We start from the raw sequence: 25,051 nt of genomic DNA, 5'->3' as shown, positions 1-25,051 counted from the left end.
TTGATACCTAAATTAAACAAAAGTTAATAGAAACAAAATTTTTAATAAATAATATTCATATTTCTTTTTATTATTCTGAATAATATTTAGTTTTATAGAAACATAACTGCACAAAATGAACACAACAACAGATTACTTTAAAATAGATGACCTTTTATCTGAAGAACATTTAATTATTAGACAATCCATAAGAGATTTTGTCGATAAAGAAATAAAACCAATCATAGACGAATGTGCACATGAACATAAAGATGTTCCTGATTTAATGAAAAAATTAGGTGCTATTGGAGCTTTAGGTCCATACATTCCGGAAGAATATGGTGGAGCAGGATTAGACCAAATGGCTTACGGAATTATCATGCAAGAATTAGAGCGAGGTGATTCGGCTGTTCGATCTGCTGCATCTGTACAATCATCATTAGTCATGTATCCTATTTTTAGCTATGGTTCTGAAGAACAAAAAAGAAAATTCTTACCAAAATTAGCTTCAGGAGAATTTATTGGATCATTTGGATTAACGGAACCAAATCATGGATCTAATCCTGGTGGAATGGAGACTCGTTTAACAAAAGATGGTGATCACTATCGTTTAAATGGAGCAAAAATGTGGATTACAAATGCACCTGTTTGTGATTTAGCGGTAGTTTGGGCAAAAGATGATGAAGGGAAAGTTAGAGGTGTAATTGTTGAACGAGCTATGGAAGGATTATCTACCCCTGAAACAATGAACAAATGGTCTTTACGTGCTTCTAAAACTGGAGAATTAGTTTTTGATAATATCTTGATTAAAGAAGAAAATATTTTACCTGGAGTAAAAAGTTTAAGAGGTCCATTATCTTGTTTAAACTCGGCTCGATACGGAATTTCTTGGGGAGTTATCGGTGCTGCAATTGATTGTTATGAAACGGCTTTAAAATATAGTTTAGAGCGTACACAATTCGGAAAACCAATTGCTTCATATCAACTACAACAAAAGAAATTAGCCGAATTTATTACAGATATTACGAAAGCCCAATTATTAGTTTGGCGATTAGGAACTTTAAAAAATGAAGACAAAGCTACCCCTGAACAAATTTCTATGGCAAAACGTAACAATGTAAGAATGGCAATAGATATTGCGAGAGAATCTCGTCAGATAATTGGTGCTATGGGTATTGTTGGTGATTATCCTAACATGAGACATGCAGCAAACCTTGAATCAGTAATTACATACGAAGGAACGCATGATGTACATTTATTAATTACTGGTGCTGATATTACTGGTATTAATGCATTTGTTTAATCGATAAAAATTTGATTTTATCCATATAAATCTTTAGGTTTACATAAATACAATTTGTGTAAACCTTTTTTATTTTACAAATGTTCAAAATACTCTCAGCTATTATTTTAACTTGTATTTCTATTCACGTTTCTGCACAAGAAACATACAAAATAACTTACGAGAAATACACGCATCAAAAGAAAATATCAGAATCTAATCCGACTTTAGTTTTAGCAAACAGTCAAAAAACCATTATTGGTACAAGTAATTCGTTTGACGAATATCGATTTTATCCAAATGAAATCACTTATTATACGAACGAAGAACCAAATAATATTTATTCTTTAATTCAGTTTGATAGCTTACAAACTATAAAAACTATCGATACTATTTCACTTAAAAAACATGAATTTAAGAAGCTGAATGGCACAAAAAAGATATTAGGTTTAAGAGCTAAACATGCGCAAATAATCATCAATTCTAATACGATTGATCTTTGGTATGTAGATAATATTAATATAAAAGCTGCACCAAATACTGTTGGTTTAGACTTAGGATTTGTGTTAGAACATACACGAAATAACAATTATACAATTAGAGCATCAAAAATTGAACGTATAAAAAATGATCCTACAGAAAAATATCACGATGAGATAAATTTACCAACTTTAGATCCATTAACCTATAAAGATTTAGTTTGGAAAAGTAAATTCATAACTGTTCCCTTACTACAAAATCAAGAGATTAATTTCGGAAATGAAATCACTTCTAACGATAGTATCTTAAGATTTGCACACGGAACAATAGCAGTTAGAAAAATAAGATTACCGAGAATACGTAAAGGTTCTCAGATTTTTTTAGATATTAACCAAATATCTAATGGTGATGCATATGATAGAACTGGATCTGCATTCTTAATTCCATTCAATAAAAAACAATCATTTTTAGATGGCCTTAAAAACGGAATAAACAAGTTACCGATTTACGAAAACGGAAATGGTAAAAAATATCAAGGAATTACTTTAACTCAAGATTATGAACCATTAATTGAATTGATGCGATTCTTTACTCCTTTCGGAATTGATAAATACAATTACATTCAAATCAAAGATAAAGAATGGCATAAAATTGCATCTTATCGACAGGATATCTCTGAGTATTATGATTTATTGAATGATAAAGAAGTTTATATTGGATTCTTTATAGGAAATTATGATAAAGGCGGACATAAAATTGATGCAAATATCACAATACATGACTCAAACAAGCAATTAATTCCGAACAATAAAATTCTTGCTTTATTCAATACAACTAACGTAATGGAAATGGCAGGTCAAGAATATCCCACTTTATTTAATTCAGATCAAGGTTTACGCATCGAATTTGAATTAAAAGATGATTGGAAAAATGCTAAACTTAGATACACTACAACTGGCCATGGTGGTTGGGAAAATGGAGATGAATTTGTACCAAAAGTAAATTCTATTTTCATAGATGATAAAAAAGTGTTTTCTTTAGCTCCTTGGAGACAAGATTGCGGCGCATATAGGTTATATAATCCTGCATCAGGAAATTTTGACAACGGATTATCATCATCAGATTATAGCCGATCTAATTGGTGTCCAGGTACTGTAACTAATCCGTACATCATCGAACTTGGTGATTTAAAAGCCGGTAAACACACAATACAAGTAAAAATCCCACAAGGAGAAACAGAAGGTGGAAGCTTTAGTTCATGGGCTGTTTCGGGAGTTTTATTAGGAGAATGATAAAATTGGGTTAAATACGTTCCAATACAAGGATATCGTACACCTTTTTCAAATTAAAATTAGTAAGTTTGTAGACTTAAAATTGTAGAAAAATTCTATGGAATATAATACACTACGTTCACAATTAATTATTCCAGAATATGGACGTCACATCCAAGAAATGGTTAATCATTGTTTAACGATTCAAGACGAACAAGAAAGAAACGAATTCGCAGAAATTATTATCGAAGTAATGGGAGAATTAAACCCTCACCTTCGTGATGTTCCAGATTTTCAACATAAATTATGGGATCAATTATTTATTATGTCTGATTTTAGATTAGATGTAAAATCTCCGTATCCTATTCCAACGAAACATGATACTGTATACAGTAAACCAAATAAGGTAGAATATCCTAAATCAATTTACAAATACCGTTATTACGGAAATAACATTCGTAAAATGATTAATGTTGCTGTAACATGGGAAGAAGGAGAAAAAAGTGAAGGATTATATTTCGCTATCGCAAATCACATGAAAAAATGTTACCTTAAATGGAACAAAGAAACTGTAGATGATAACGTAATTTTTGAGCACTTATACGAACTTTCTGACGGGAAAATTGATTTAAGAGATGTAGATGAAAATCTAGTTCAACCAGAAAGACAACAAAATAATAATCAGAATAATTACCAACAACGTACGCATTCTAATTATCAACATCGTTCGAATAATCAAAATACCAACAACCAAAATAATAACAGACAGAATAACCAAAACCGTCAAAACAACAATTCGAACAATACAAATAATAACAATCAAAATAGAAATAATAACCGTAACCAAAATGTTAGGAATAATAACAATAAAGGTTAATTAAAATATTATCATCACTTACAATGGCAACATTTCAAATAAAGGGAGGAAAGAAATTAAAAGGTGAAATTACACCTCAAGGTGCTAAAAATGAAGTTTTACAAATTTTATGTGCTGTTTTATTAACAAGTGAAGAAGTTAGAGTAAAAAACATTCCAGACATTCGTGACGTGAATCGTTTAATCGAAATTTTGGGAGATTTAGGTGTTAAAACTCAGAAAAACGGAAAAGGTGATTACACTTTCCAATCTGATGATTTACGTTTAGATTATTTAAAATCAAAAGAATTTAAAAAAGACGGTGCTTCATTACGTGGATCAATCATGTTAATGGGACCTTTATTAGCTCGTTTTGGAGAAGCATTTATGCCAAAACCAGGAGGAGATAAAATTGGACGACGTCGTTTAGATACACACTTTGAAGGTTTCTTTGCATTAGGTGCAAAATACCGTTTCAATCCAGATGAAGATTTCTACGGTGTAGAAGTTGACGAAAATGGATTACAAGGTGCCTACATGTTATTAGACGAAGCTTCTGTAACAGGAACTGCTAACATTATTATGGCTGCAGTTTTAGCGAAAGGAACAACAACTATTTACAACGCTGCTTGTGAACCTTACATTCAACAATTATGTAACATGTTAAACCGTATGGGTGCAAAAATCACTGGTATTGGTTCTAATTTAGTTACTATTGAAGGTGTTGAAGAATTAGGTGGAACAGAACATACATGTTTACCAGATATGATTGAAATTGGATCTTGGATTGGTTTAGCTGCCATGACAAAATCTGAAATTACAATCAAAGATGTTTCTTGGGATAATTTAGGTGTAATTCCTAATGTATTTAGAAAATTAGGTATTCAATTAGAGCGTCGAGGTGATGATATTTTTGTACCAGCTCAGGAAAATTACGAAATCGAGCGTTTTATCGACGGTTCTATTTTAACTGTTTCTGATGCTCCATGGCCAGGATTCACACCTGATTTATTATCAATTATTTTAGTAATTGCTACACAAGCAAAAGGAAGTGTATTAGTTCATCAAAAAATGTTCGAATCTCGTTTATTCTTCGTAGATAAATTAATCGAAATGGGAGCTCAAATCATTTTATGTGATCCACACCGTGCTACTGTTATCGGTTTAAATCACGAAAATCCATTAAAAGGTGCTCAATTAACTTCTCCTGATATTCGTGCTGGTATGTCTTTATTAATTGCTGCTTTATCTGCAAAAGGTACAACAGTTATTCATAACATCGACCAAATTGATCGTGGTTACGAAGACATCGATACACGTCTAAGAGCTTTAGGAGCAGATATCATTAGAACGGCTTAAAATAAAGCATTATGCAATCTATTATTGATTTTTTTAGTGATTTTGTACAACGTCCAGATCGAGTAATCATGAATATGATTGATGCTTATGGCTATTGGATTTATATTATCTTATTCACTATTATTTTTGCAGAAACAGGTTTAATTGTAATGACATTTTTAATGCCATTTCTTCCTGGCGATGCTTTAATATTTTCAATTGGGATGATTGCCGCAAATGACGCACAAAATCATTTACATATAGAATATATCATTCCATTGTTAATGTTTGCTGCTGTTCTCGGAGATAATGTAAACTACTATGTTGGTAAAAAATTCGGTCACTGGATTTTAAACAAAGAAGATTCATTTTTCCTAAAGAAAAAACATTTAGAAAAAGCAACTGAATTCTTTAACGAAAATGGTAAAAAAGCGATTATTATTGCTCGTTTTATGCCAGTTGTAAGAACGATAATTCCGTTTATTTGTGGAACTACAAATCTTAATTATCGAACATTTCTTACATATAGTGTAATTGGTGCATTTTTATGGGTTGGTGTAATTTCTATTTTAGGATATTTTTTAGGTGGTTTTGAAATCGTTCAAAATCATTTAGAAAAATTCATTTTCGGAATTATCATTGCAGCAAATATGCCTTTAATTACACGTATTGTTAAAGCTCAATTCAATAAAAATAAATAGCATGAAACAATTTGGATTAATCGGGAGAAACATCTCCTACTCTTTTTCCAAAGGTTATTTTGCTGATAAATTTAAAAACGAAAACATCGTAGGTTCTGCCTATGATGTTTTTGATTTACAGCAAATCCAAGAAGTAGAAAAAGTATTCGAAACCGAAGATATAAAAGGTTTTAACGTAACTATTCCTTATAAACAAGATGTCATTCCATTTTTAGACGAACTTTCGCCTGAAGCTAAAGAAATTGGTGCTGTAAATACAGTTTTAATTCAGGATAGAAAAAAAATTGGTTATAATACAGATTGTTTTGGTTTCCAAACTTCTTTACAACCGCTTTTAAAACCCAATCATACCAATGCATTAGTATTAGGTTATGGAGGTGCTGCTAAAGCGGTAATCTATGTTTTAGAAAAATTAGGTATTCAATATCAAATTGTATCAAGAGAAGCTTCAGAAGGTAGAATTTCCTATGATGATTTAAATGAAGAAATAATTAATTCACATCAATTAATCATCAACTGCTCTCCTATTGGAACATTTCCAAACATCACTTCAGCCCCAAATATTCCTTATGAATTCTTAACATCTGAGCATTTATTATATGATTTAATCTATAATCCAGAAGTTACACAATTCTTACAAAATGGGATTGAAAAAGGAGCAACTATAAAAAATGGATACGAGATGTTAGTTCAGCAAGCTGAAAAATCTTGGGAAATATGGAATAAACTATTGTAATTCACTTGATTTTATAGTTTTGTTTTATTAGATTTGTTAGGAACTAAACTTTCTTTTTATGAGTATTGAAATGGATAACCTGCACTCAGCAGACGGACAAAACTTAGCAAATAACACTTCTAATGACTTAAATAATGAGTCATATAAACTAAGTGAAAACAACGATACAAAGCAAGAAGCTGTAATCGAGAGGAAAGATTACAACTCGTTTGGATTTGATGTTTTAATTGATGAAGCTAAAAATCTTTTAAACAAATATCCGGTTAATCAAGTGAGAAATCACATCGAGCAAATCAAAGAAGTTTTTCGTCAAAAAATTGAAAATGATGAAAATCAAAAAAAGGAAGCTTTCCTTGCTGATGGTGGTGATGTATTAGATTTTAGATATGAAAATAGCTACAGATCTAAATTCTCTTTGGTTTACAATGATTATAAAAATCAACTTTCAATTTATCATAAAGAAAACGAAAAACAAGAAAAAGAAAATCTTGTGGAACGTTTATCTATTGTTGATGAGTTAAAAGCTCTTTATACTGAGCAAAACGAATCAAATACTCAAATGTTTAAATCATTTCGTGATTTAAAAACGAGATGGCATAACGCAGGACGTATTCCGGCATCTAATGCAGAGAATGTGTTCAAAAACTACTTCTTCCATTTAGATAACTTCTACAAATATTTGGACATGAACAAAGAATTACAAGCTTTGGACTACCAACATAATTTAGAGGTTAGATATTCAATTATCAAACGAGCGGAAGAATTAGTTGAGGAAGAAAATGTACAAAAAGCATTAAACGAATTACAATATTTACACCGTCTTTGGAAAGAAGAAGCTGTACCTGTAATCGAAGAAAAACGTGAGGAAACTTGGCAGCAATTTAAAGCGATTACCAATAAAATTCACGATCGTAAATCGGTACTTAATGAACGTCTAAAGAAAGAACAAATAGTTAATTACGAGAAGAAAATTGAAATCATTAATAGAATCAAAGAAATTTCAGAAGCTACCGCTAAAAAATCGCACAGCGAATGGCAAAAAGCAATCAAAGATATTAATGATTTACGTGATGCTTTCTTAACTATTGGTCGTGTACCAAAAGATAAAAACAATAAAACTTGGGATGCTTTTAAAGAAGCTACACGTGAGTTTAACCATATTAAAAACGATTTCTATAAAACGCTTAAAAATGATCAACAAGATAATTTAAAAAAGAAATTAGCTTTATTAGAAATTGCAAAAGAACACAAAGATAGTCGTGATTGGAACAATTCTGTGAAGGTGATTAAGAAAATACAAAACGACTGGAAAAATATTGGACATGTTCCGCGCAAAAATTCAGACAAAATTTGGAAAGAATTTAAAGACACTTGTAATCAATTTTTTGATCGTTACAAAAATCGTCAAAATGAGTACAACGAAGAATTTGAACAAAATTTAGTAGAAAAAACTGAATTATTAAAGGAGTTCAAAGAAATTCTAATTCCAGAAAATAAAGAAGAAGCATTAAGTTTATTAACTAATTTTAATGCGAAATGGAATAAAATTGGAAAATTGCCAAACAACAAAGCAGAAATTAACCAAGAATATTCCAAATTATATAACGAAAAATTAAAATCGTTACAATTATCACAAAACCAGATTCAGGATTATAAATTACAAGCTTTTGTAGATCAAATCGTAGCTAACAGAGACAATAGATTATTAGACGATGAAATCCGTAAAACTAAAAAAGTAATTGAAGATCTTGAAAAAGAAATCAATCAATTAGATAACAATGTTAGTTTCTTTGCGAATGCAAATGCAAACAGCCCTTTATTAAAAGATGTGTACAAGCAAATAGACGAAAAACGTACAAAATTGACTAATGCTGAAGTAAAATTAAGAACACTTTATAGTGTTGAATTTTAAATGATCAAAAATTAAATGTCACAAAATATTATCGATGAGCAATTTATGGCTCGTTGTATACAAATTGCTCAAAACGGGTTAGGGTCTACATATCCTAATCCGTTTGTTGGTTCTATAATAGTTCATAAAGGAAAAATTATAGGCGAAGGATTTACTTCTAAATATGGTGGCCCGCATGCTGAAGTAAATGCTGTAAATAGTGTTAAAGACCAATCTCTTTTAAGTGAATGTACTTTATATGTTACCTTAGAACCATGTTCGCATTTCGGTAAAACACCTCCTTGTTGCGATTTGGTTATTGCTAAAAACTTTAAACGTGTAGTTATTGGAACATTGGATCCGTTCGCAGAAGTTAATGGACAAGGGTATCTAAGATTATTAGAAAACGGTATAGATGTTACACTTGGAGTTTTAGAAAAAGAATGTATTGAGCTAAATCGTCGTTTTATTACTTTTCATCAAGAAAAAAGACCATATATAATTCTGAAATGGGCACAAACTCAGGATGGATATATGGGACATAATGATGTACAAAAATGGATTACGAATCGTTTTTCTAAACAAATTGTCCATCAGTGGCGCACAGAAGAACAAGCAATTTTAGTTGGAAAAAAGACCGCTTTAATTGACAACCCACAATTAAACACAAGATATTGGCATGGTAAAAATCCATTGCGACTGTCTATCGATAAATTTTTAGCTATTCCTAGAAATTATCATTTGTATGATCAAAATGTTCCTACTGTGATTTTTAATGCGATTGAAGATTCTGAACAAGTTAATCTAAAACTGATAAAAATTGATTTTAACGAAAATATCATTCCTCCAATTTTAGATTATTTATATCAAAATAATTATCAATCATTAATCGTTGAAGGTGGCAGTGATACGATTCAAAAATTTATTGATTTAAATTTGTGGGATGAAGCAAGAATATTAACTTCGGACACTTTTTGGAATGAAGGTATTTTAGCACCTACAGTACGTGGAAAAAGAGTAAATCAACACAAAGTATTAAACGATTACGTTACAGTAATTAGAAATCAAGAAAATGAGTGATTCATTCAGAACGATAAAAGAACCTATAGAAGATATTATTTTTAAAGAATCTGGAAGTAAATTTATTAATTACGCTTATCCTGTAGATTCTGAAGATGATGTAGAATTCTATTTGAGTCAACTTTACGAAAAATGGCCTGATGCAACTCATCATTGTTATGCTTATATTATAGGAATTGACGGAAAAAAATTTAGAGCAAATGATGATGGTGAACCTGGAGGTTCAGCTGGATTACCTATTTACAATCAAATATTATCAAACGAAATAACAAATGTTTTAATCGTTTCTGTACGTTATTATGGCGGAACTAAATTAGGAATTCCTGGTTTGGTGAAAGCATATAAATATGCAGCTCAGGTTGTTTTAGAAGAAGCTAAAATAGTTGAAAAATTTGTCACAAAACGAGTTAAAATGGTATTTTCATATGATCAGCAAGGAATTGTTGAGCGTAATGTAGATCGTATGGAGGGTGAAATTATAGACAAGCATTTTTCCGATAAATGCATGTTTACAATTTCTGTCAGAGAAAGTAAAATGGATGATTTTATTCGACAATTTGACGAATACTATCAAATGGAAATAAAAATTATAGACTAATGCTAAACAGCTTAACTTCTTTGCGATTTTTCTTCGCATTTGCTGTATTCTTATCTCATTTAACATTTGTAAAAACAGATTTGCAATGGTATAATTGGTTAAAAAACGTTGTATTCTTTGAAGGATACGTTGGTGTTGGATTTTTCTTTATTCTTAGTGGATTTGTACTTGCATTAAATTACGAACACAAGATTATAGACAATCCTAAATTTTCTTTTAAAAACTTCTACATTGCACGTATGGCAAGGGTTTATCCACTACATGTCCTTACGTTTGCATTAATGATTCCTTATGTAATCATCCAAGGAATTTTTGGTTGGGATAAAGCACTTTTAAACTTATTCTTACTCCAATCATACATTCCAATTAAAGATTATAACTTCTCTATTAATAATGTATCTTGGAGTATTTCTACAGAATTTTTCTTCTATTTAATGTTTCCTCTTTATGTTATTTGGTTACATAAATACAAATGGTTAAAATATGCTTTATTTATCATAGCTATTCCATTATTAATCTATTTTGAACCTTATGTAAGAGGACATAAAGACTGGGAAAAAGGGTTTTATTACGTTAATCCTATTGTACGAAGTTTAGATTTTATCATAGGAATTTTATTATGTCAAGTGTATAAAACGATAAAAGATAAACAAATTTCGTTCACCAAAGGAACATTATTTGAAGTTGGAGTATTAGCTGTTTTCATTCTGTTTTTCAGCTATTATGGAGAAGTTTCGAGAACATTCAGATTTAATATTTACTATTGGATTCCAATGGTATTAATTACATTAGTTTTCGCATTACAAAAAGGATTTATTTCAAAATTATTACAAAATAAAAGCTTAATATATTTAGGCGAAATCAGTTTCGGATTTTATATGATACACATGATTGTCATTAAATATGGAAACTATTTAGTTCCTGAAGGAAATGATTTCATAAAGATTGGAGTTTACTTCACAATCGCAATCATACTAAGTATTCTTTGTTTTGAGTTTTTTGAAAAGCCTTTAGCTAAAAAGATTAAACAAATATTTACCAAATAAGAAAACGGGATGAAGTTACTTTCATCCCGTTTCTTTTTTTATATAATTATTAAATTCCTATTTCAACTTGTAAACGTGCGTACCAGTTATTTTTAGTAGAACTATCGTAGAATTTTAAATTTTCGTACGTAACCTCAGCCTGTAACTTAAAAGCATGTTCCCAAATATACTTCGTTAAACCTAAACTATATTGATTAGAATTTGGTGCGAATTGGAAAATCTCATTCTTCATTTTTTGATTAGAATAACGACCAATTACTTCATAATTTTTAGGAAATGTATACGATGTTTGGAAATCGTGTCCTTGTCCAGCATAAACATATCTAAAATCAGTAGTATCCTCAGGATTATACGTAAAAATTGTATCAGAATTACGATTCATATATGCATACATAAAAGCCCATCCATTATATTTTAACATTGCATCTAAAAATAATGATTGAATATTTGCTGTACCAAACATTTCGTCACCTAATTGTCCTTGCGTACGATGTGCATTGTTATTGTATGAATATGCTGCAGAAACCATTAATTTTGGTTTTTCTTCACGCATAATATCACCCTCAAAATTTGTCCCATCATTTTTGAACGAACCTAAAGGTAATAATTCAACTTTACCTGTATAAGCTAAACCTGTATCATTATGATCGGTCCAGTTACGCCCTTCCCCACTTGAAATTGCACCTCGTAAAGTATAAGAAAATTTATCTTTTTGTTTTTTACTATGTTGTACATGTAAACCAAAATCACGATCAATATTAAAATCTGCATTATTAATCGAACGATCAGTTAATTGTAAAGCACCAGAAGAATTTATACGCTGTCTATTTCCAGGTAATTTTGTCTGACCAAAACCAAAACTCCAATGTTTATTTGGTTTATAGAAAATCATGGCATCACGTATGATGTTTGTATTTTTACCTTCTTCAGCTGCTCCTACATCACCTGAAGCAAACGATAATTGAATCGAATATTCAAATTTTGGATTTCCTACATACCCATCAAATCGTAAACGTAAACGTCTAATTTGTGCATCAATTGCGTCTTCTTCGTCCTCATTATTAAAATAAGTGACACGATTTTGCATTCTAAAACGAATGTTTACTTGATAAATACTATCTGCTGAAGTAATACCTAATCCATCGCCGTAGCTATAATAAGGTGACATATTGATTTTATAATCATCAGATACTGCCTCCTTTTTTACCTTAACTATGGTTGAATCAGTTTGAGCAAAAACTAAATTTGCTGCTACAAAAAATAGCGTGAAAAGTAAATTCTTCATATTTGTTGTTTGTAGAGCGAAAATAGTTAAATTAATGTTGCTTCAAGTTTAACTTAATGTTAAGTTTGAGATGCAATACAACCAACTTTTGGTATAACTAAATATAGTAAACTATCTAGAAATCAACTAATAATTTATGAAAATTTGAAATTCTATGGTCATCTTCAACCAAAGTAATTTCTATTTTATTAGGATTATTATAATCGTACATTTCGAAAAATGCTTTAGTTTGATGAGCGTCTAAAACCTCGTCTTTTAAACCAATAATAACTTTTGTATTTGAAAAAGTATCCATTGGACTTAAGTATTGAACTAAATGATTAGGGAAGTTATCCTCGAATTTATACATCAATTCGATCATCGGATTTATTAGAATTAATTCACAATTAATTCCTTCAGTCAATAATTTTTGTTGAATTTGCCAAGCGAAATTTCCACCAATCGAACTACCAATCAAAGTAATAGGATCTTTTACAGTCTCTAACATATGAAATGTATTTTGTAAAAAAACATCTACATTATCGTTGAATTTCCATTCTAAACATATAGCTGTTGGGTATTTTTGTTGAATAAATCCAAATTTTCTTGAACTTCTTGATCCGTATAAACCGTGAATATAAAATACTTTGTTTCCTTCTGCAATCATCATTTTCATTTAAAGCGACCGCAAATGTATAAAATTTAAGTTTTATTCGTTTATCGTATCAATAATTTATTACAATAAACGAATAAAAAACATTGATTACTATAGATTTACTAATAAAATCAATTAAATAATACTCTTTTTATTTCTTGCGTTTTATCATATCAAAAGTCGAATCAATAATAAAAATTTCACCATAATCAACAGGTATTTTCATTGTATTTTTCAAAGAAATTTCTAAAATAATTTTCCAAAAACAACGAATAACACCTGCATGCGCTACAATTAATACTTTTTGATGATTGTATTGTTTTAACTCTTGATAAAATGAATTTACTCGATTAAAAAGCTGTAGCATCGATTCACCATTTGGAGTTGAAACCGAATCAAAATTGTTCATCCAATTTTCAGATTCTTCCAAAGGAATTTCATTCCATTTTTTCAACTCCCAATCACCAAAATTCATTTCCATTAAACGATGATCCATTTGATAGTCATCAAAACCTAATACTTCTGCCAGTTGCGTACATCTTTTTAACGGACTTGAAATTATTGCATCAAAATCAACAGCTAATTCTTCTTTATAAATAGATAAATATTTTTCTAAATCTGCCTTATTTAAACCAACATCACTTTGACCATAACAAATTCCTTTTTCAAGATTTACAGGTGTATGTCTTATGATATAAAGTTCCATATTGCTAATAAACTTATTAAGAAAATCGCTTCACAAATTTGTTCTACAGCGCCTAAACAATCCCCAGTATAACCGCCAATCCATTTAAATAAAAAGTTTTTAAAATAAAGTAATACGAAGAAAATAGGAACTATCGAAAATATAAAATAAACCGAATAAGAACATATCAGAAATAAAGGAATTAGTCCAAAAAAACAAACCCAAAATAATTCTTTTTTTGTCTGTTTTTTAGCAATTGGTTTCGCTTTACTTTTCTCATCATCACGTACATAATCAAGCACAAAACTCAAGGAAATTGCTGCAAGACGAGCAAATGCATGATATCCAACAAATAATATAAATACAGCTAAAATACCAAATTGAGTAAAAATTGGAATCAGAAAAATAAGACCATAATATTTTATCGCTAACTGAATAATTGTCGCAACCATTCCATATGTACCGACACGACTATCCTTCATTATATCAAGGATTTTATCTTTAGTCCAACCACCGCCAAAACCATCAAAAAAATCAGCTAAACCATCTTCATGAAAAGCGCCGGTTGTTAACATACCAACCACTAAAGATCCAATTACACTTAATTCTAAAGGCAATACAAATTGCAACAAATAAAAAGTAATGAAAGACAATGCACCTACGACATATCCAATTAATGGAAAATATCGAGTTGCTTTATTTAGTTTATCATCGCTATATTCAATTTTAAATGGAATTGGAATACGAGTATAAAACATCAATGCAATCCAAAATAATTCTAATTCTTTTTTCATATTATTTGTTAGATACGCCAGCACTTTCAAAACTTGCCATCTCATTTAAGAAAGCAACAGCATTTTCAAGAATTGGATAAGCCAAAGCACAACCTGTTCCTTCCCCGACTCTCATATCTAAATGTAATATTGGTTTAACATCTAAATAATTCAACATTTTTTGATGTCCAATTTCATTACTATTATGACAAAAAACTGCATATTCTTTAATTTCTGGATACAGAGCTTGAGCAACTAAAAAAGCACTTGTCGCTATGAAACCATCAACTAAAATTAACATTTCGTTCTTATAAGCTGCGATCATAGCACCGCAAATCTGAGCAACTTCAAAACCACCATACGTTTGAAGAATTTCCATTGGATCATTTAATTCGCCATGAAAATTATTTGCTTCAGTTAATAATTCAATTTTCTTCAATAATTGTTCGTCATTAACTCCTGTTCCTCTCCCAATACAATCATTTAAAGTAATCTTTGTAACGTGGTGCATAATCATCGATGCCGAGGAAGTATTTCCAATTCCCATCTCTCCAAAACCAATCACATTACAACCGCTTTTAGCAACTTGATCTACAATTTGAGCAGATTTTTCGAAACATAAATTTAGTTCATCACTTGACATTGCTTTTTCGACAATGAAATTCTTCGTTCCAAAATTTATCTTATTATCAATTAAACCATCTACAACGCCAAAATCATAATTTACACCTGCATCAATAGTTAAAAAATCTAGTTTATTTTGCTTACAAAAAACCGTAACAGCAGCACCACCTTGAACTATATTCATCACCATTTGAAAAGTAACTTCTGGTGGATACGCACTAACACCAGCTTTTGCAACGCCATGATCTCCTGCAAATAATAAAATCGTAGGATTAATTAATTTAGGATTTAACGATTGTTGCACTTTACCTATCTGAAAAGCTAATTTTTCTAATAAGCCCAAAGCTCCTAAAGGTTTAGTTTTTAAATCAATTTTTTGTTGTAATTGATCAGTTAAAGTAGTTGTAGTAGTTGAATTTTGAATCATTTTATTTTTAATAAATTGTTTTTTGATTTAATACAGGAAATTGTTTTTCAGCAAGAGCAAAAGTCCCAAATAATAAAGCTGAAAATCCTAAATCTCCTAATAATGTTCCTTTTATAAATGGAATTCCGGCTATGTAACATTGAATTAACCCTTCTAAAGATTTTGGGTACATATTAGATGAAATCCAAACGCCGAAATTTGATACTAAAAAGAAAAGAAATGAACCAAATAAGCCCATTGTTAACACGCGTAATGTCGTTACTTTCTTTAATGCAAAAATGCTAACAAGTGCAATTATCGCATAACAAAGATATTGCCAATAAAAGCCTTGATAAAAGAAAGTGAATGATTGAAAATATTCTTTATATAGAATGTTATTAACTAATAAATCGCTTGTCCAAACACAAAGAATTGGAATCAAAATAGCTTGCCATTTTTTAACAAAATATGCTCCACCAAATAAACTAATTGCAGTTAATGGCGAAAAATTAGGTAAGAAAGTCATTAATCGCGTCGAGGCAACTAAGACAATTAATGCAAAGACAAATAAATGTCTTACGTTGATTTTTGCTGTTTTCATATATTATTTTTAATATTTTTTGTTGAAACAGCAGTCTGAAATAAATTAGAATATTTGAAATATAAGTCAAATATTTTCTATAAATCATCCCGCGGAATTACAGTTTTATTTCGTTAAGGTATCTGACTTTAGACTTTTGTCTATTTACAGTTGCGCGACAGTTCGTGAATTTCACACGATTCCCTTAGTGATACTTTATACACCATACGAATAAAGTAAATGTATAAATTATTTTCTTTATTTAAATATATTATAATCTATATGTTTATTAAAAACGTAATATAAATTATTAAAGTAATGTTTTTATGGCTTATTATCACTAATTTTGAAATGTGAAAACCTGGGTAATTTATATATTTACATTTCTATATCTAACGACATCTACACAGTTGTCGCAAGTGTACAAATTACCAATATTTATCTCCCATTTTATCGAACACGATAAAGGCGGAAATTTCTTTGATGAAATGAAAGTCTATTTAATTCATCATTATGGTGGACATGATAAAGATGAAGATTGGGAAACCGATCAGAAACTTCCTTTTATGAAGGTTGAAATTGCTCACATTGATTTAGCTGCACTTCCTAAAATCACATTTATTTCACCATTTATTGTCAAAGAAAAAATCACTTCATCTATTGAATATTTTGATGAAGATAATCTATATTCTCATTACTTAAATTCAATTTGGCAACCGCCAAGACAAGCGTAAAATTTATAAATCAACCATTTACTTTCTCATTAGATCGTAAATGCATTATGCTATTTGAAGAATTCATTTAGCTAATAGTCTAATTTATATTATTTTACGATGTTAAATAAAATCATTGATTTTTCAATCAAGAACAAATTCATCGTAGGTTTATTTACGGTAGCTTTATTAATCTTTGGGGTTTATGAAGCGACCAAATTACCTATGGATGCACAACCTGATATTACATCTAATCAGGTACAAGTTATTACCGTTGCACCTTCTTTTAGTGCAGAGGATATCGAGCGTTTAGTTACTTTCCCGATCGAGCAAGCAAATTCTAACATTGCTGGAATTTCAGAAATTAGAAGTTATTCTCGTTTTGGATTATCGTTAGTAACAATCGTTTTTGATGATGATACGGATGTCTTTTGGGCTCGTCAACAAGTTGGAGAACGATTAGCGCAAGTGAAAAGCGAAATTCCTGAAGGAATTGGCGAACCTTCTATGGGACCAATTTCAACTGGTTTAGGAGAAATTTATCAATATGTGGTTCGTCCAGCAGATGGTTACGAAGACCAATACGATGCAACAGAATTACGAACAATTCAGGATTGGATTGTTCGTCGCCAATTATTAGGCGTTCCAGGAGTGGCCGATGTCAGTAGTTTTGGTGGGAAATTAAAACAATACGAAATCGGAATTAATCCTCAACAATTACAAGCTTTTAATCTTACAATTAATGATATTTTTGAGGCTTTAAGTGAAAATAATCAAAACACTGGTGGAGCTTATATCGAAAAAGGACAAACTTCTTTATTTATTCGTTCTGAAGGTTTAATAGGAAAGATTGAAGATATTCAGAATATCGTCGTAAAACGTTCTGGAAGCGGAACACCAATTTTAATGCGTGATGTTGCAGAAATCAAAACAGGTTTTGCAACTCGTTACGGAGCGATGACCTATAACGACAAAGGCGAAGTTTCTGGAGCGATCGTTTTAATGCTAAAAGGTGCTAATAGTAACGATGTTGTTAAAAATGTACAAGCTCGAATCGAAGACATCAAAAAAACCTTACCTGAAGGCGTAGTAATCGAACCTTTCTTGGATCGTAAAAAAATGGTAGATAATACCATTTCTACAGTCGAAACTAACTTATTAGAAGGTGCATTAATCGTTGTTTTCATTTTGGTTATTTTCTTAGGAAATGCGAGAGCCGGAATCATCGTAGCTTCTGTTATTCCCTTAGCCTTATTATTTGCCATCATAATGATGAATATGTTCGGAGTAGGTGGAAATTTAATGAGTATGGGTGCTTTAGATTTTGGTTTAATAGTCGATGGAGCCGTAATTATTGTCGAAGCGGCAATGCACCAATTGGCACATAGCAAAAAGTTTGGGATAAATAATAAATTATCTCAAAAAGATATGGATCAAACAGTGGGAGAATCAGCCAAGAAAATGGTGAATTCTGCGGTATTTGGTCAAATTATTATCTTAATCGTTTATTTACCAATCTTTAGTTTACAAGGAATTGAAGGGAAAATGTTCAAGCCAATGGCACAAACTGTTGCCTTTGCCTTAGTTGGCGCTTTTATATTATCGCTGACTTACGTTCCGATGATGAGTAGTATTTTATTGAGCCGTAAAAAGAAAGAAAAACCAAATCTTTCGGATCTTGTAATGGCGAAAATAGAAGTCTTTCATCAAAAATATTTAATCAAAGCTTTAAAAGCAAGAACGATTATTTTAACCGTTGTTATTTCTTTATTCGCTGTCGCAGTTTTTGTAATGTCTCGTTTAGGTGGAGAATTTATTCCAGCTTTAGAAGAAGGAGATTTTGCCGTAGAAGCGCGAATTTTACCAGGAAGTAATATTTCAACAACCATAGAATATACGACCAAAGCAGCCAAAATTTTAAAGGATCGTTTCCCTGAAGTGGAAATGGTGGTGACAAAAATTGGTAGTGGTGAAATTCCAACCGAACCAATGCCAATGGATGCTGGTGATATGATTATTGTTTTGAAACCGAAAAAAGAATGGTCATCAGCTACAACTTTCCCAGAATTATCAGCGAAGATGCAAAAAGAATTGGAAGAAATTCCTGGTTTATCGGTGAGTTTCCAGTTCCCAGTGCAAATGCGTTTTAACGAATTAATGACTGGTGCAAAACAAGATGTTGTGGTTAAAATTTTCGGTGAAGATTTAGATAAATTAGTTGAAAATGCACAAAAAATTGGAAAAATCATCAATTCGGTTGAAGGTACAGATAATTTATACATCGAACCGGTTAATGGAATTCCGCAAGTGGTTATCGAATTTGACCGAGCGTTAATCGCGCAATATGGTTTGTCAATCGGTGAAGCTAATCGAATCGTTAATATGGCTTTTGCAGGTCAATCAACAGGACAAGTTTTCGAAGGAGAAAAACGTTTCGATTTAGTCGTTCGTTTAGCACAAGAAAAACGTGCGAATATCGAAGATATTAGAAACCTATTGATTCCAACACCATCAGGAACTCAAATTCCGTTGAGTCAATTAGCGAAAGTAGACTATAAAAATACACCAAATCAAATTCAACGAGAAGATGCTAAACGTCGTATCGTAATTGGATTTAATGTAAAAGGCCGAGATATTGAAAGTGTTGTGACTGAATTACAACAAAAAGTAGATGCTAAAGTTAAATTACCAACTGGTTACTATACAACTTACGGTGGTGCTTTTGAAAACTTAAATCAAGCGAAAGCTCGTTTAGGAATCGCGGTTCCAGTTGCTTTAGTTTTAATCTTTGTCTTATTATTCTTTGCATTTAAATCGATCAAAGAAAGTTTATTAATCTACACTGCCATTCCATTATCATCCATTGGTGGAGTTTTATTCTTAGCTGCACGTGATATGCCATTTAGTATTAGTGCGGGTGTCGGATTTATCGCCTTATTTGGTATTGCTGTATTGAACGGAATTGTATTAATTTCTGAATACAACCGTCTACGCGATCACGGAATTAAAAATACAACTCGAATTGTTATAATAGGAACAAGAACTCGTCTTCGTCCTGTATTAATGACAGCTGCAGTTGCTTCGTTAGGTTTCTTACCAATGGCAATTAGTAACGGATCAGGAGCAGAAGTTCAGCGTCCGTTGGCTACAGTAGTTATCGGTGGTTTAATGGGTGCCACATTCCTTACCCTTTTTGTTTTACCAATCTTATATGTGATGTTTGAACATATTCAATTTAAAAAGAAACGTAGAAATAAAAAAGCAATTTCTACTGCGGTAATTATCGCTTTTGCATTGTTTTCTATTCCAACTCAAGCACAAGAAAAATTGAGTTTTGATGAAGTGGTGAAATTAGCTGAAGCGAATAATCTTGAAGTGAAACAAGCTGAACTAAATACGTTGTACCACGAAAAGAATGTATTTGCGAATCGCTCTTTAGGTCCAACAGAAATTTCTGCTGAATTAGGTCAAGTCAATTCAGGTCAATTTGACAATAAGATTACAGTTGCTCAAACTTTTCAGTTTCCGGTCGTTTTCAAACGTCAAAAAGCATTAAATGAGCAAATGATTTCGGCTTCTAAAATGAATCAATCCTTAACTAAAGCGGAAATTAAACAACGCATTGCACAAGTGTATGTGATGATGCAAAACTTAGAAGCGCAACAAGATTTATTGAAAGAAAATCAAGCCATATATCAGCAATTTTTAGACAAAGCTAATTTACGATTAAAGAAAGGTGAATCGAACCGAAGCGAAGTTGCAACAGCTACTATTCAGTTAAAGTCGATTGAAAATCAAATCAAAATGATATCAACTGAAATTGATAATCAAGCGCGTCAATTGCAATATTTAACGAATTCTTCGACTAAAATTTATGCGACGAAAGAACCAATTCATTGGACTACATTGAATCAATTACAAGTTGCAACTTCGCATCCCATTTTAAAAATTGCAGAAGAAAATATCAAAACTTCAACTTTAGAAACGGAAGTTGAGAAATCGAAAAAATCGCCACAATTATCTGTCGGTTATTCTAATCAAAGTTTTTCTGATTTAGATCAAAACCGTTACAATTCTTTTCAATTAGGATTACAAATTCCGTTGTTTAATCGTGGAATCAATTCATCAATTGAAGCTTCAAGAATTAAAACCGATATGGCGAAACAAGATTATTTCATTCAACAAGCTAAATTGAATCAAGATTTCGAAATTTTAAACAATCAAATTCAAGCTTATAATACGATTGTAATTGATTTTGAAACTTCGCAAATTCCAGCTTCAGACGATTTACAAAAAACGATTAATCGTCAATTATTAGAAGGTGAAATTAACTTTTTGGATTGGGTGATTTTAAACAATCAAATCATTGAAGTGAAAACAAAATTCTTAGAAGCTAAGAATTTACGCGAGCAAACATTAGCCACGATGTCTTATTATACAATTGATTAAAAATGAAAAAATATATTATCCTACTTTGTTCATCATTGGTACTTTTTACCAACTGTTCTAAAGAAGAAAAGAAAGCTGAAGAACAAGAAACGGTTGCCGCTGAAACCTCGATTTTGAAATTAACAGATGTGCAATTAAAGAATTTTGTGATTGATACAGCTTCATTGCAAAATCAACATTTACCAACAACTGTTCGTTTAAATGCGAAAACAGAAGTTACGCCACAAAATACCATTTCGATTACGAATCCTTTTGGCGGTTATGTAAAACGCATTGCGCTGATTCCTGGAAATTACGTGAAACAAGGGCAAATTGTTGTGGTTTTGGAGGATCCACAATATATCCAAATGCAAGAGGATTATTTGACCACAAAAGCGTTATTAGAACAAGCTGATGCAGATTTTACACGTCAAAAAGAATTGAATGCGGATAAAGCTGCAAGTGATAAAGTAATGCAACAAGCAAAAGCGACAAAGCAAACATTGTTGGTTAAAAAACGTGCGTTGGAAGAGAAATTACGATTGATGAATATTAATCCAAATGCTGTTTCGTTATCAAATATTAAACGTACAATTAATGTGTATGCGCCGATGAGTGGTATGGTGAGCGAAGTTTTTGCTAATACGGGTCAATATGTTTCTCCAGCTGATGCTATGTTAGAAATTATCAATCCAAACAGTTCCTTATTGAACGTAAAAGTGTTTGAAAAAGATTTAGCAAGTGTACAAATTGGTCAATATTTAAACGCGTATACGAATGCGAATCCTAATCAGAAAATGACAGCGCAAATTTCATCAATTTCGAAACAAGTCAATGAAGATGGAACGGTTGATGTATTTGCTCGAATTACAAATCCAAATGGCATTAAAATGACAGCGAATATGTATTTTAATATTGAATTGACTGTGAATCAAATGCACGCCAATGTTTTGCCAGAAGATGCTGTAGTACATTACGAGGGGAAAGATTTTGTATTTGAACGACAAAACAAAAATCAATTCAAATTAATTCCTGTGACGATCGGAGCTTCTGCTAACAAAATGGTCGAAATTAAATCACCAGCCAATTCAGGAAAAGTATATGTAACAAAAGGTGCTTATAATCTTTTAACTGCATTGAAAAATAACGGTGAAGAAGAATAAACTTATACACCCATTATTAATAATTAAATAATGGGTGTTTTTTCTTTTATAGAATTTAAATTTGGCTAAAAACATAAAACATTTCAGCAGCAATTTGTAAACTTCTTTCAGTATAAACTTTGTCTTGAATAGATGAATAGTCTGATGCTTTTGGATCTTCGAAAGGAATTGAAATTCTCGTTTCTGCTCCTACAATAAATGGACATTCATCATCAGCTTGCGAACAAGTGATAATCGCAACAAAATTCGAAATTGGATTGAAAGAATGATCGTGTTTCTTGGAAAATCCTATAATTGGCTGAATATTATCTGCATATTTTATAGCATAAATAGGATTATTTCCTTCAGAAATACTAGCGATAGAAAAACCTTGTATGGAAAGTATTTCTGCAACTTTAGGAAATAAAGCTGTTTCTTCTGTTCCTCCCGAATAAGTTGTTAGCTTTTCAACACCATAATAATAAGTTGCAACTTGAGCCCAAATTTGAGCTAAGTGACTTCTGCGAGAATTATGTGTACAAATGAAATTTAAATTAATAGCTTCTTTATTCGCTTGTTTTGATTGAATAAAGTCAATTAATGGTTGTAAAATTACTTTTCTATCAGCATTAATAGTATCAAAATTCAGAAACTGTTCTATAGTTTTGGATAACGAATTAAACATGAATTTTAAACTAAATTAACAACATCCAGAATTTGGAGTACAACAATTAGATTGGATTTCAGACAATTTAACTTTTGGCTTTTGAGCAGGAATACCACATGCGTCTTCGGCTAAACAAGCAGTTTGTTTATTCTTTAAGATAAACGTTTTTCCATCAAATTCTAAATCGTATTTTCCAATTGTAGTCGCTTGATATTCTACTTCGATTTCTGAATCTTCTATTCCTAAATGTTTCTCTGAAAGTTCGATAATCGAAAGTAATTTACCTGGTTTTAAACGATGTTCATAATCATCAGCATTCCATAGTTGGAAATTCACGACTTTTTCTTCACGAATAACTCCTCCACAATCAATAAATTTTTTATTAATTTGTCCAACTTCAGTTACATGAAAATGTTCTGGAACAAAAGTTCCATCTTCCAATTTAAATTCAACATTATCTAATGTTTGTAAAATAGATTTGATTTCAGATAATTTCATAATTTTTATTTTTAATGTAAAATTGCAATATTACGATGATATGAATTATAAAAAATGCTTTTAACAGCATTGATTAACAGTTACATTTTGATTAAAAAATTGGTTAAAATCAACTTGGATTTCTTTCCAAATCTTTTCATCGATACAATAACAAACAGACTTTCCTTCGATTGTACCTTGTATGATCCCGCTATTTTTTAATTCTTTTAAATGCTGAGAAATTGTAGCCTGAGCCAATCCCAATTCATCAACTAAATCATTACAAATACAAGCATTTTGCTTAATTATACACTGCAAAATTGCAATACGAGCTGGATGAGCTAAAACTTTAAATAAAGTAGCTATCCTATTTTGCTCGTCTGAATATATTTCTGATTTTGTAATTCCCATCGTAATTATTTACATCGCAATATTACGATAATAATTTATATCTTCAAAAGATGTTGAATAAAAATTTCCAATTCACTCTTTTTAACTTGAGCGAATAGCCTCATTTCTTGAGTTGAGTTGTCAAAAATATATGCTTTGTCCACCAACTTTAAAGCCGGAAATAAATTATTTAGAGTAGAATGGTATCGTTTAACAACTTTTTCTTCTGGCACAGGATGTCCACCTTTTTCTACCCTATTTTCTATACGAGAGATATTAATTAAGGGATCTTCAATACATACAAAATACATATAAGTTTTGAACCCTTTCTTTTTTGCATCCATAATCTCATCGAGTTTAGATGGATGGCTCATCACAGTTTCGAAAGAGTATGACTTACCTTTAATTAACAAGTGTTTACGAATGAAAGATGTAATAAATGCTGCCTCATAACTATGTGTAGCCTTCGACTTATCGACTAAAACATTATTTTTAAATATAACATCAATTGATTTACCTTCTAATTTAGCTTTCTCAAAAAGAGAAATTGATGCTGTTTCAGTTTTAAAATCTTCGAAGTCCTTTTCGGTAAGTTTTAATTCATAGCGATCTAAATCAATGAAACCTTTTGATGAAATTTCCTTTTCGATAAGATCAGAATTAATAAAATATCCAGCGTTAAACTTAGATGAAATGGTTTCGAATAATGTAGATTTCCCAGAACCGTTAGGTCCAGCAAAAACGCGTAAACGTTTTATTTTAGACATAATTTAGCACCTTTTTTTAATTCCTTTGGAGCTTTTACACGGTCGATAGTTTTTATGATTTTAATCTCACCATTTGGCTGTCTTTCAACGATACGATTCCCTTGAACATACTGAACCGATAAATCTAACGCTTCCGAAACTCTAATTGCAGTTTGGGATGCAGATTTTGCTAAACGATTTAAACGTTAGTTTCTTCTAATTTTAGTATATCTGAGTCTTTATT

23 protein-coding genes and 1 riboswitch are annotated in these 25,051 nt (G+C 31.0%); of the genes, 13 read left to right on the top strand and 10 right to left on the bottom strand.

Annotation, left to right across the window (positions count from 1 at the left end):
• Positions 1 to 115: 115 nt before the first annotated feature.
• The 10 genes from EAH69_RS06160 to EAH69_RS06115 all read left to right on the top strand — a co-directional run bounded on the left by EAH69_RS06160 (position 116) and on the right by EAH69_RS06115 (position 11,257).
• Positions 116 to 1,282: an acyl-CoA dehydrogenase family protein gene (locus tag EAH69_RS06160; RefSeq protein ID WP_121934310.1), complete on the top strand. Its 1,167-nt coding sequence runs from the start codon at positions 116 to 118 to the stop codon at positions 1,280 to 1,282.
• A gap of 80 nt (positions 1,283 to 1,362) precedes the next feature.
• Positions 1,363 to 3,033, top strand: a complete 1,671-nt coding sequence (locus tag EAH69_RS06155; RefSeq protein WP_121934309.1) for a PNGase F N-terminal domain-containing protein — start codon at positions 1,363 to 1,365, stop codon at positions 3,031 to 3,033.
• A 97-nt stretch (positions 3,034 to 3,130) separates the two neighbouring features.
• Complete coding sequence (locus EAH69_RS06150) at positions 3,131 to 3,889, top strand: DUF4290 domain-containing protein (RefSeq protein ID WP_121934308.1); 759 nt, start codon at positions 3,131 to 3,133, stop codon at positions 3,887 to 3,889.
• Positions 3,890 to 3,912: 23 nt separating this feature from the next.
• Positions 3,913 to 5,226 (top strand): UDP-N-acetylglucosamine 1-carboxyvinyltransferase, encoded by a 1,314-nt coding sequence (murA, locus tag EAH69_RS06145; RefSeq protein WP_121934307.1) that lies wholly within the window; start codon positions 3,913 to 3,915, stop codon positions 5,224 to 5,226.
• A gap of 11 nt (positions 5,227 to 5,237) precedes the next feature.
• Positions 5,238 to 5,906: a VTT domain-containing protein gene (locus EAH69_RS06140; protein WP_121934306.1), complete on the top strand. Its 669-nt coding sequence runs from the start codon at positions 5,238 to 5,240 to the stop codon at positions 5,904 to 5,906.
• Between the two features lies 1 nt (position 5,907).
• Positions 5,908 to 6,642 carry a shikimate dehydrogenase family protein gene (locus tag EAH69_RS06135; RefSeq protein WP_121934305.1) on the top strand — a complete coding sequence of 245 codons (735 nt, stop codon included), beginning with the start codon at positions 5,908 to 5,910 and terminating at the stop codon, positions 6,640 to 6,642.
• Between the two features lie 58 nt (positions 6,643 to 6,700).
• Positions 6,701 to 8,554 (top strand): DUF349 domain-containing protein, encoded by a 1,854-nt coding sequence (locus EAH69_RS06130; RefSeq protein WP_121934304.1) that lies wholly within the window; start codon positions 6,701 to 6,703, stop codon positions 8,552 to 8,554.
• A gap of 15 nt (positions 8,555 to 8,569) precedes the next feature.
• Positions 8,570 to 9,613, top strand: coding sequence for a bifunctional diaminohydroxyphosphoribosylaminopyrimidine deaminase/5-amino-6-(5-phosphoribosylamino)uracil reductase RibD (gene ribD, locus EAH69_RS06125; RefSeq protein WP_121934303.1), 1,044 nt, complete (start codon positions 8,570 to 8,572; stop codon positions 9,611 to 9,613).
• On the top strand, positions 9,606 to 10,211 hold the full coding sequence (locus EAH69_RS06120; RefSeq protein ID WP_121934302.1) for an IMPACT family protein: 606 nt from the start codon (positions 9,606 to 9,608) through the stop codon (positions 10,209 to 10,211). The genes ribD and EAH69_RS06120 overlap by 8 nt, the downstream gene beginning before the upstream one ends.
• Complete coding sequence (locus tag EAH69_RS06115; RefSeq protein ID WP_121934301.1) at positions 10,211 to 11,257, top strand: acyltransferase family protein; 1,047 nt, start codon at positions 10,211 to 10,213, stop codon at positions 11,255 to 11,257. Before EAH69_RS06120 ends, EAH69_RS06115 begins: the two co-directional genes overlap by 1 nt.
• A gap of 49 nt (positions 11,258 to 11,306) precedes the next feature.
• Here EAH69_RS06115 and EAH69_RS06110 read toward each other — a convergent pair whose 3' ends face one another.
• From EAH69_RS06110 to EAH69_RS06085, 6 genes are all read right to left on the bottom strand, one after another.
• The gene (locus EAH69_RS06110; protein WP_121934300.1) at positions 11,307 to 12,542 is read right to left on the bottom strand and encodes a porin; all 1,236 of its coding nucleotides are present in this window, start codon (positions 12,540 to 12,542) and stop codon (positions 11,307 to 11,309) included.
• A 115-nt stretch (positions 12,543 to 12,657) separates the two neighbouring features.
• A complete protein-coding gene (locus EAH69_RS06105) occupies positions 12,658 to 13,191 on the bottom strand; it encodes a YqiA/YcfP family alpha/beta fold hydrolase (RefSeq protein ID WP_230466726.1) in 534 nt (177 codons plus the stop codon).
• 136 nt (positions 13,192 to 13,327) lie between these two features.
• Positions 13,328 to 13,882 carry an alpha-ribazole phosphatase gene (cobC, locus tag EAH69_RS06100; protein ID WP_121934298.1) on the bottom strand — a complete coding sequence of 185 codons (555 nt, stop codon included), beginning with the start codon at positions 13,880 to 13,882 and terminating at the stop codon, positions 13,328 to 13,330.
• Positions 13,864 to 14,655, bottom strand: a complete 792-nt coding sequence (locus tag EAH69_RS06095) for an adenosylcobinamide-GDP ribazoletransferase (RefSeq protein WP_121934297.1) — start codon at positions 14,653 to 14,655, stop codon at positions 13,864 to 13,866. Before EAH69_RS06095 ends, cobC begins: the two co-directional genes overlap by 19 nt.
• A 1-nt stretch (position 14,656) precedes the next feature.
• The gene (cobT, locus tag EAH69_RS06090; protein ID WP_121934296.1) at positions 14,657 to 15,685 is read right to left on the bottom strand and encodes a nicotinate-nucleotide--dimethylbenzimidazole phosphoribosyltransferase; all 1,029 of its coding nucleotides are present in this window, start codon (positions 15,683 to 15,685) and stop codon (positions 14,657 to 14,659) included.
• Positions 15,686 to 15,692: 7 nt separating this feature from the next.
• Positions 15,693 to 16,265 carry a DUF6580 family putative transport protein gene (locus EAH69_RS06085; RefSeq protein WP_230466725.1) on the bottom strand — a complete coding sequence of 191 codons (573 nt, stop codon included), beginning with the start codon at positions 16,263 to 16,265 and terminating at the stop codon, positions 15,693 to 15,695.
• A 97-nt stretch (positions 16,266 to 16,362) separates the two neighbouring features.
• Positions 16,363 to 16,489: riboswitch (cobalamin riboswitch) on the bottom strand.
• A 174-nt stretch (positions 16,490 to 16,663) separates the two neighbouring features.
• Here EAH69_RS06085 and EAH69_RS06080 point away from each other — a divergent pair.
• The 3 genes from EAH69_RS06080 to EAH69_RS06070 all read left to right on the top strand — a co-directional run bounded on the left by EAH69_RS06080 (position 16,664) and on the right by EAH69_RS06070 (position 22,548).
• Positions 16,664 to 16,978, top strand: a complete 315-nt coding sequence (locus EAH69_RS06080) for a hypothetical protein (RefSeq protein WP_147439099.1) — start codon at positions 16,664 to 16,666, stop codon at positions 16,976 to 16,978.
• 99 nt (positions 16,979 to 17,077) lie between these two features.
• Positions 17,078 to 21,406 (top strand): CusA/CzcA family heavy metal efflux RND transporter, encoded by a 4,329-nt coding sequence (locus EAH69_RS06075; RefSeq protein WP_121934294.1) that lies wholly within the window; start codon positions 17,078 to 17,080, stop codon positions 21,404 to 21,406.
• A gap of 2 nt (positions 21,407 to 21,408) precedes the next feature.
• Positions 21,409 to 22,548: an efflux RND transporter periplasmic adaptor subunit gene (locus EAH69_RS06070; RefSeq protein WP_121934293.1), complete on the top strand. Its 1,140-nt coding sequence runs from the start codon at positions 21,409 to 21,411 to the stop codon at positions 22,546 to 22,548.
• 55 nt (positions 22,549 to 22,603) lie between these two features.
• Here EAH69_RS06070 and EAH69_RS06065 read toward each other — a convergent pair whose 3' ends face one another.
• From EAH69_RS06065 to EAH69_RS06050, 4 genes are read right to left on the bottom strand one after another with little or no spacing between them, the layout of a single operon-like run.
• A complete protein-coding gene (locus EAH69_RS06065) occupies positions 22,604 to 23,212 on the bottom strand; it encodes a low molecular weight phosphatase family protein (RefSeq protein WP_121934292.1) in 609 nt (202 codons plus the stop codon).
• Between the two features lie 15 nt (positions 23,213 to 23,227).
• On the bottom strand, positions 23,228 to 23,692 hold the full coding sequence (locus EAH69_RS06060) for a DUF6428 family protein (protein WP_121934291.1): 465 nt from the start codon (positions 23,690 to 23,692) through the stop codon (positions 23,228 to 23,230).
• Positions 23,693 to 23,752: 60 nt separating this feature from the next.
• Positions 23,753 to 24,082, bottom strand: coding sequence for an ArsR/SmtB family transcription factor (locus EAH69_RS06055; RefSeq protein WP_121934290.1), 330 nt, complete (start codon positions 24,080 to 24,082; stop codon positions 23,753 to 23,755).
• Positions 24,083 to 24,117: 35 nt separating this feature from the next.
• Complete coding sequence (locus EAH69_RS06050) at positions 24,118 to 24,828, bottom strand: hypothetical protein (protein WP_121934289.1); 711 nt, start codon at positions 24,826 to 24,828, stop codon at positions 24,118 to 24,120.
• Positions 24,829 to 25,051 lie beyond the last annotated feature (223 nt).

Source organism: Faecalibacter macacae, assembly GCF_003687725.1.
GTDB lineage: Bacteria > Bacteroidota > Bacteroidia > Flavobacteriales > Weeksellaceae > Empedobacter > Empedobacter macacae.
This window is presented reverse-complemented; position numbering and strand designations above follow the sequence as displayed.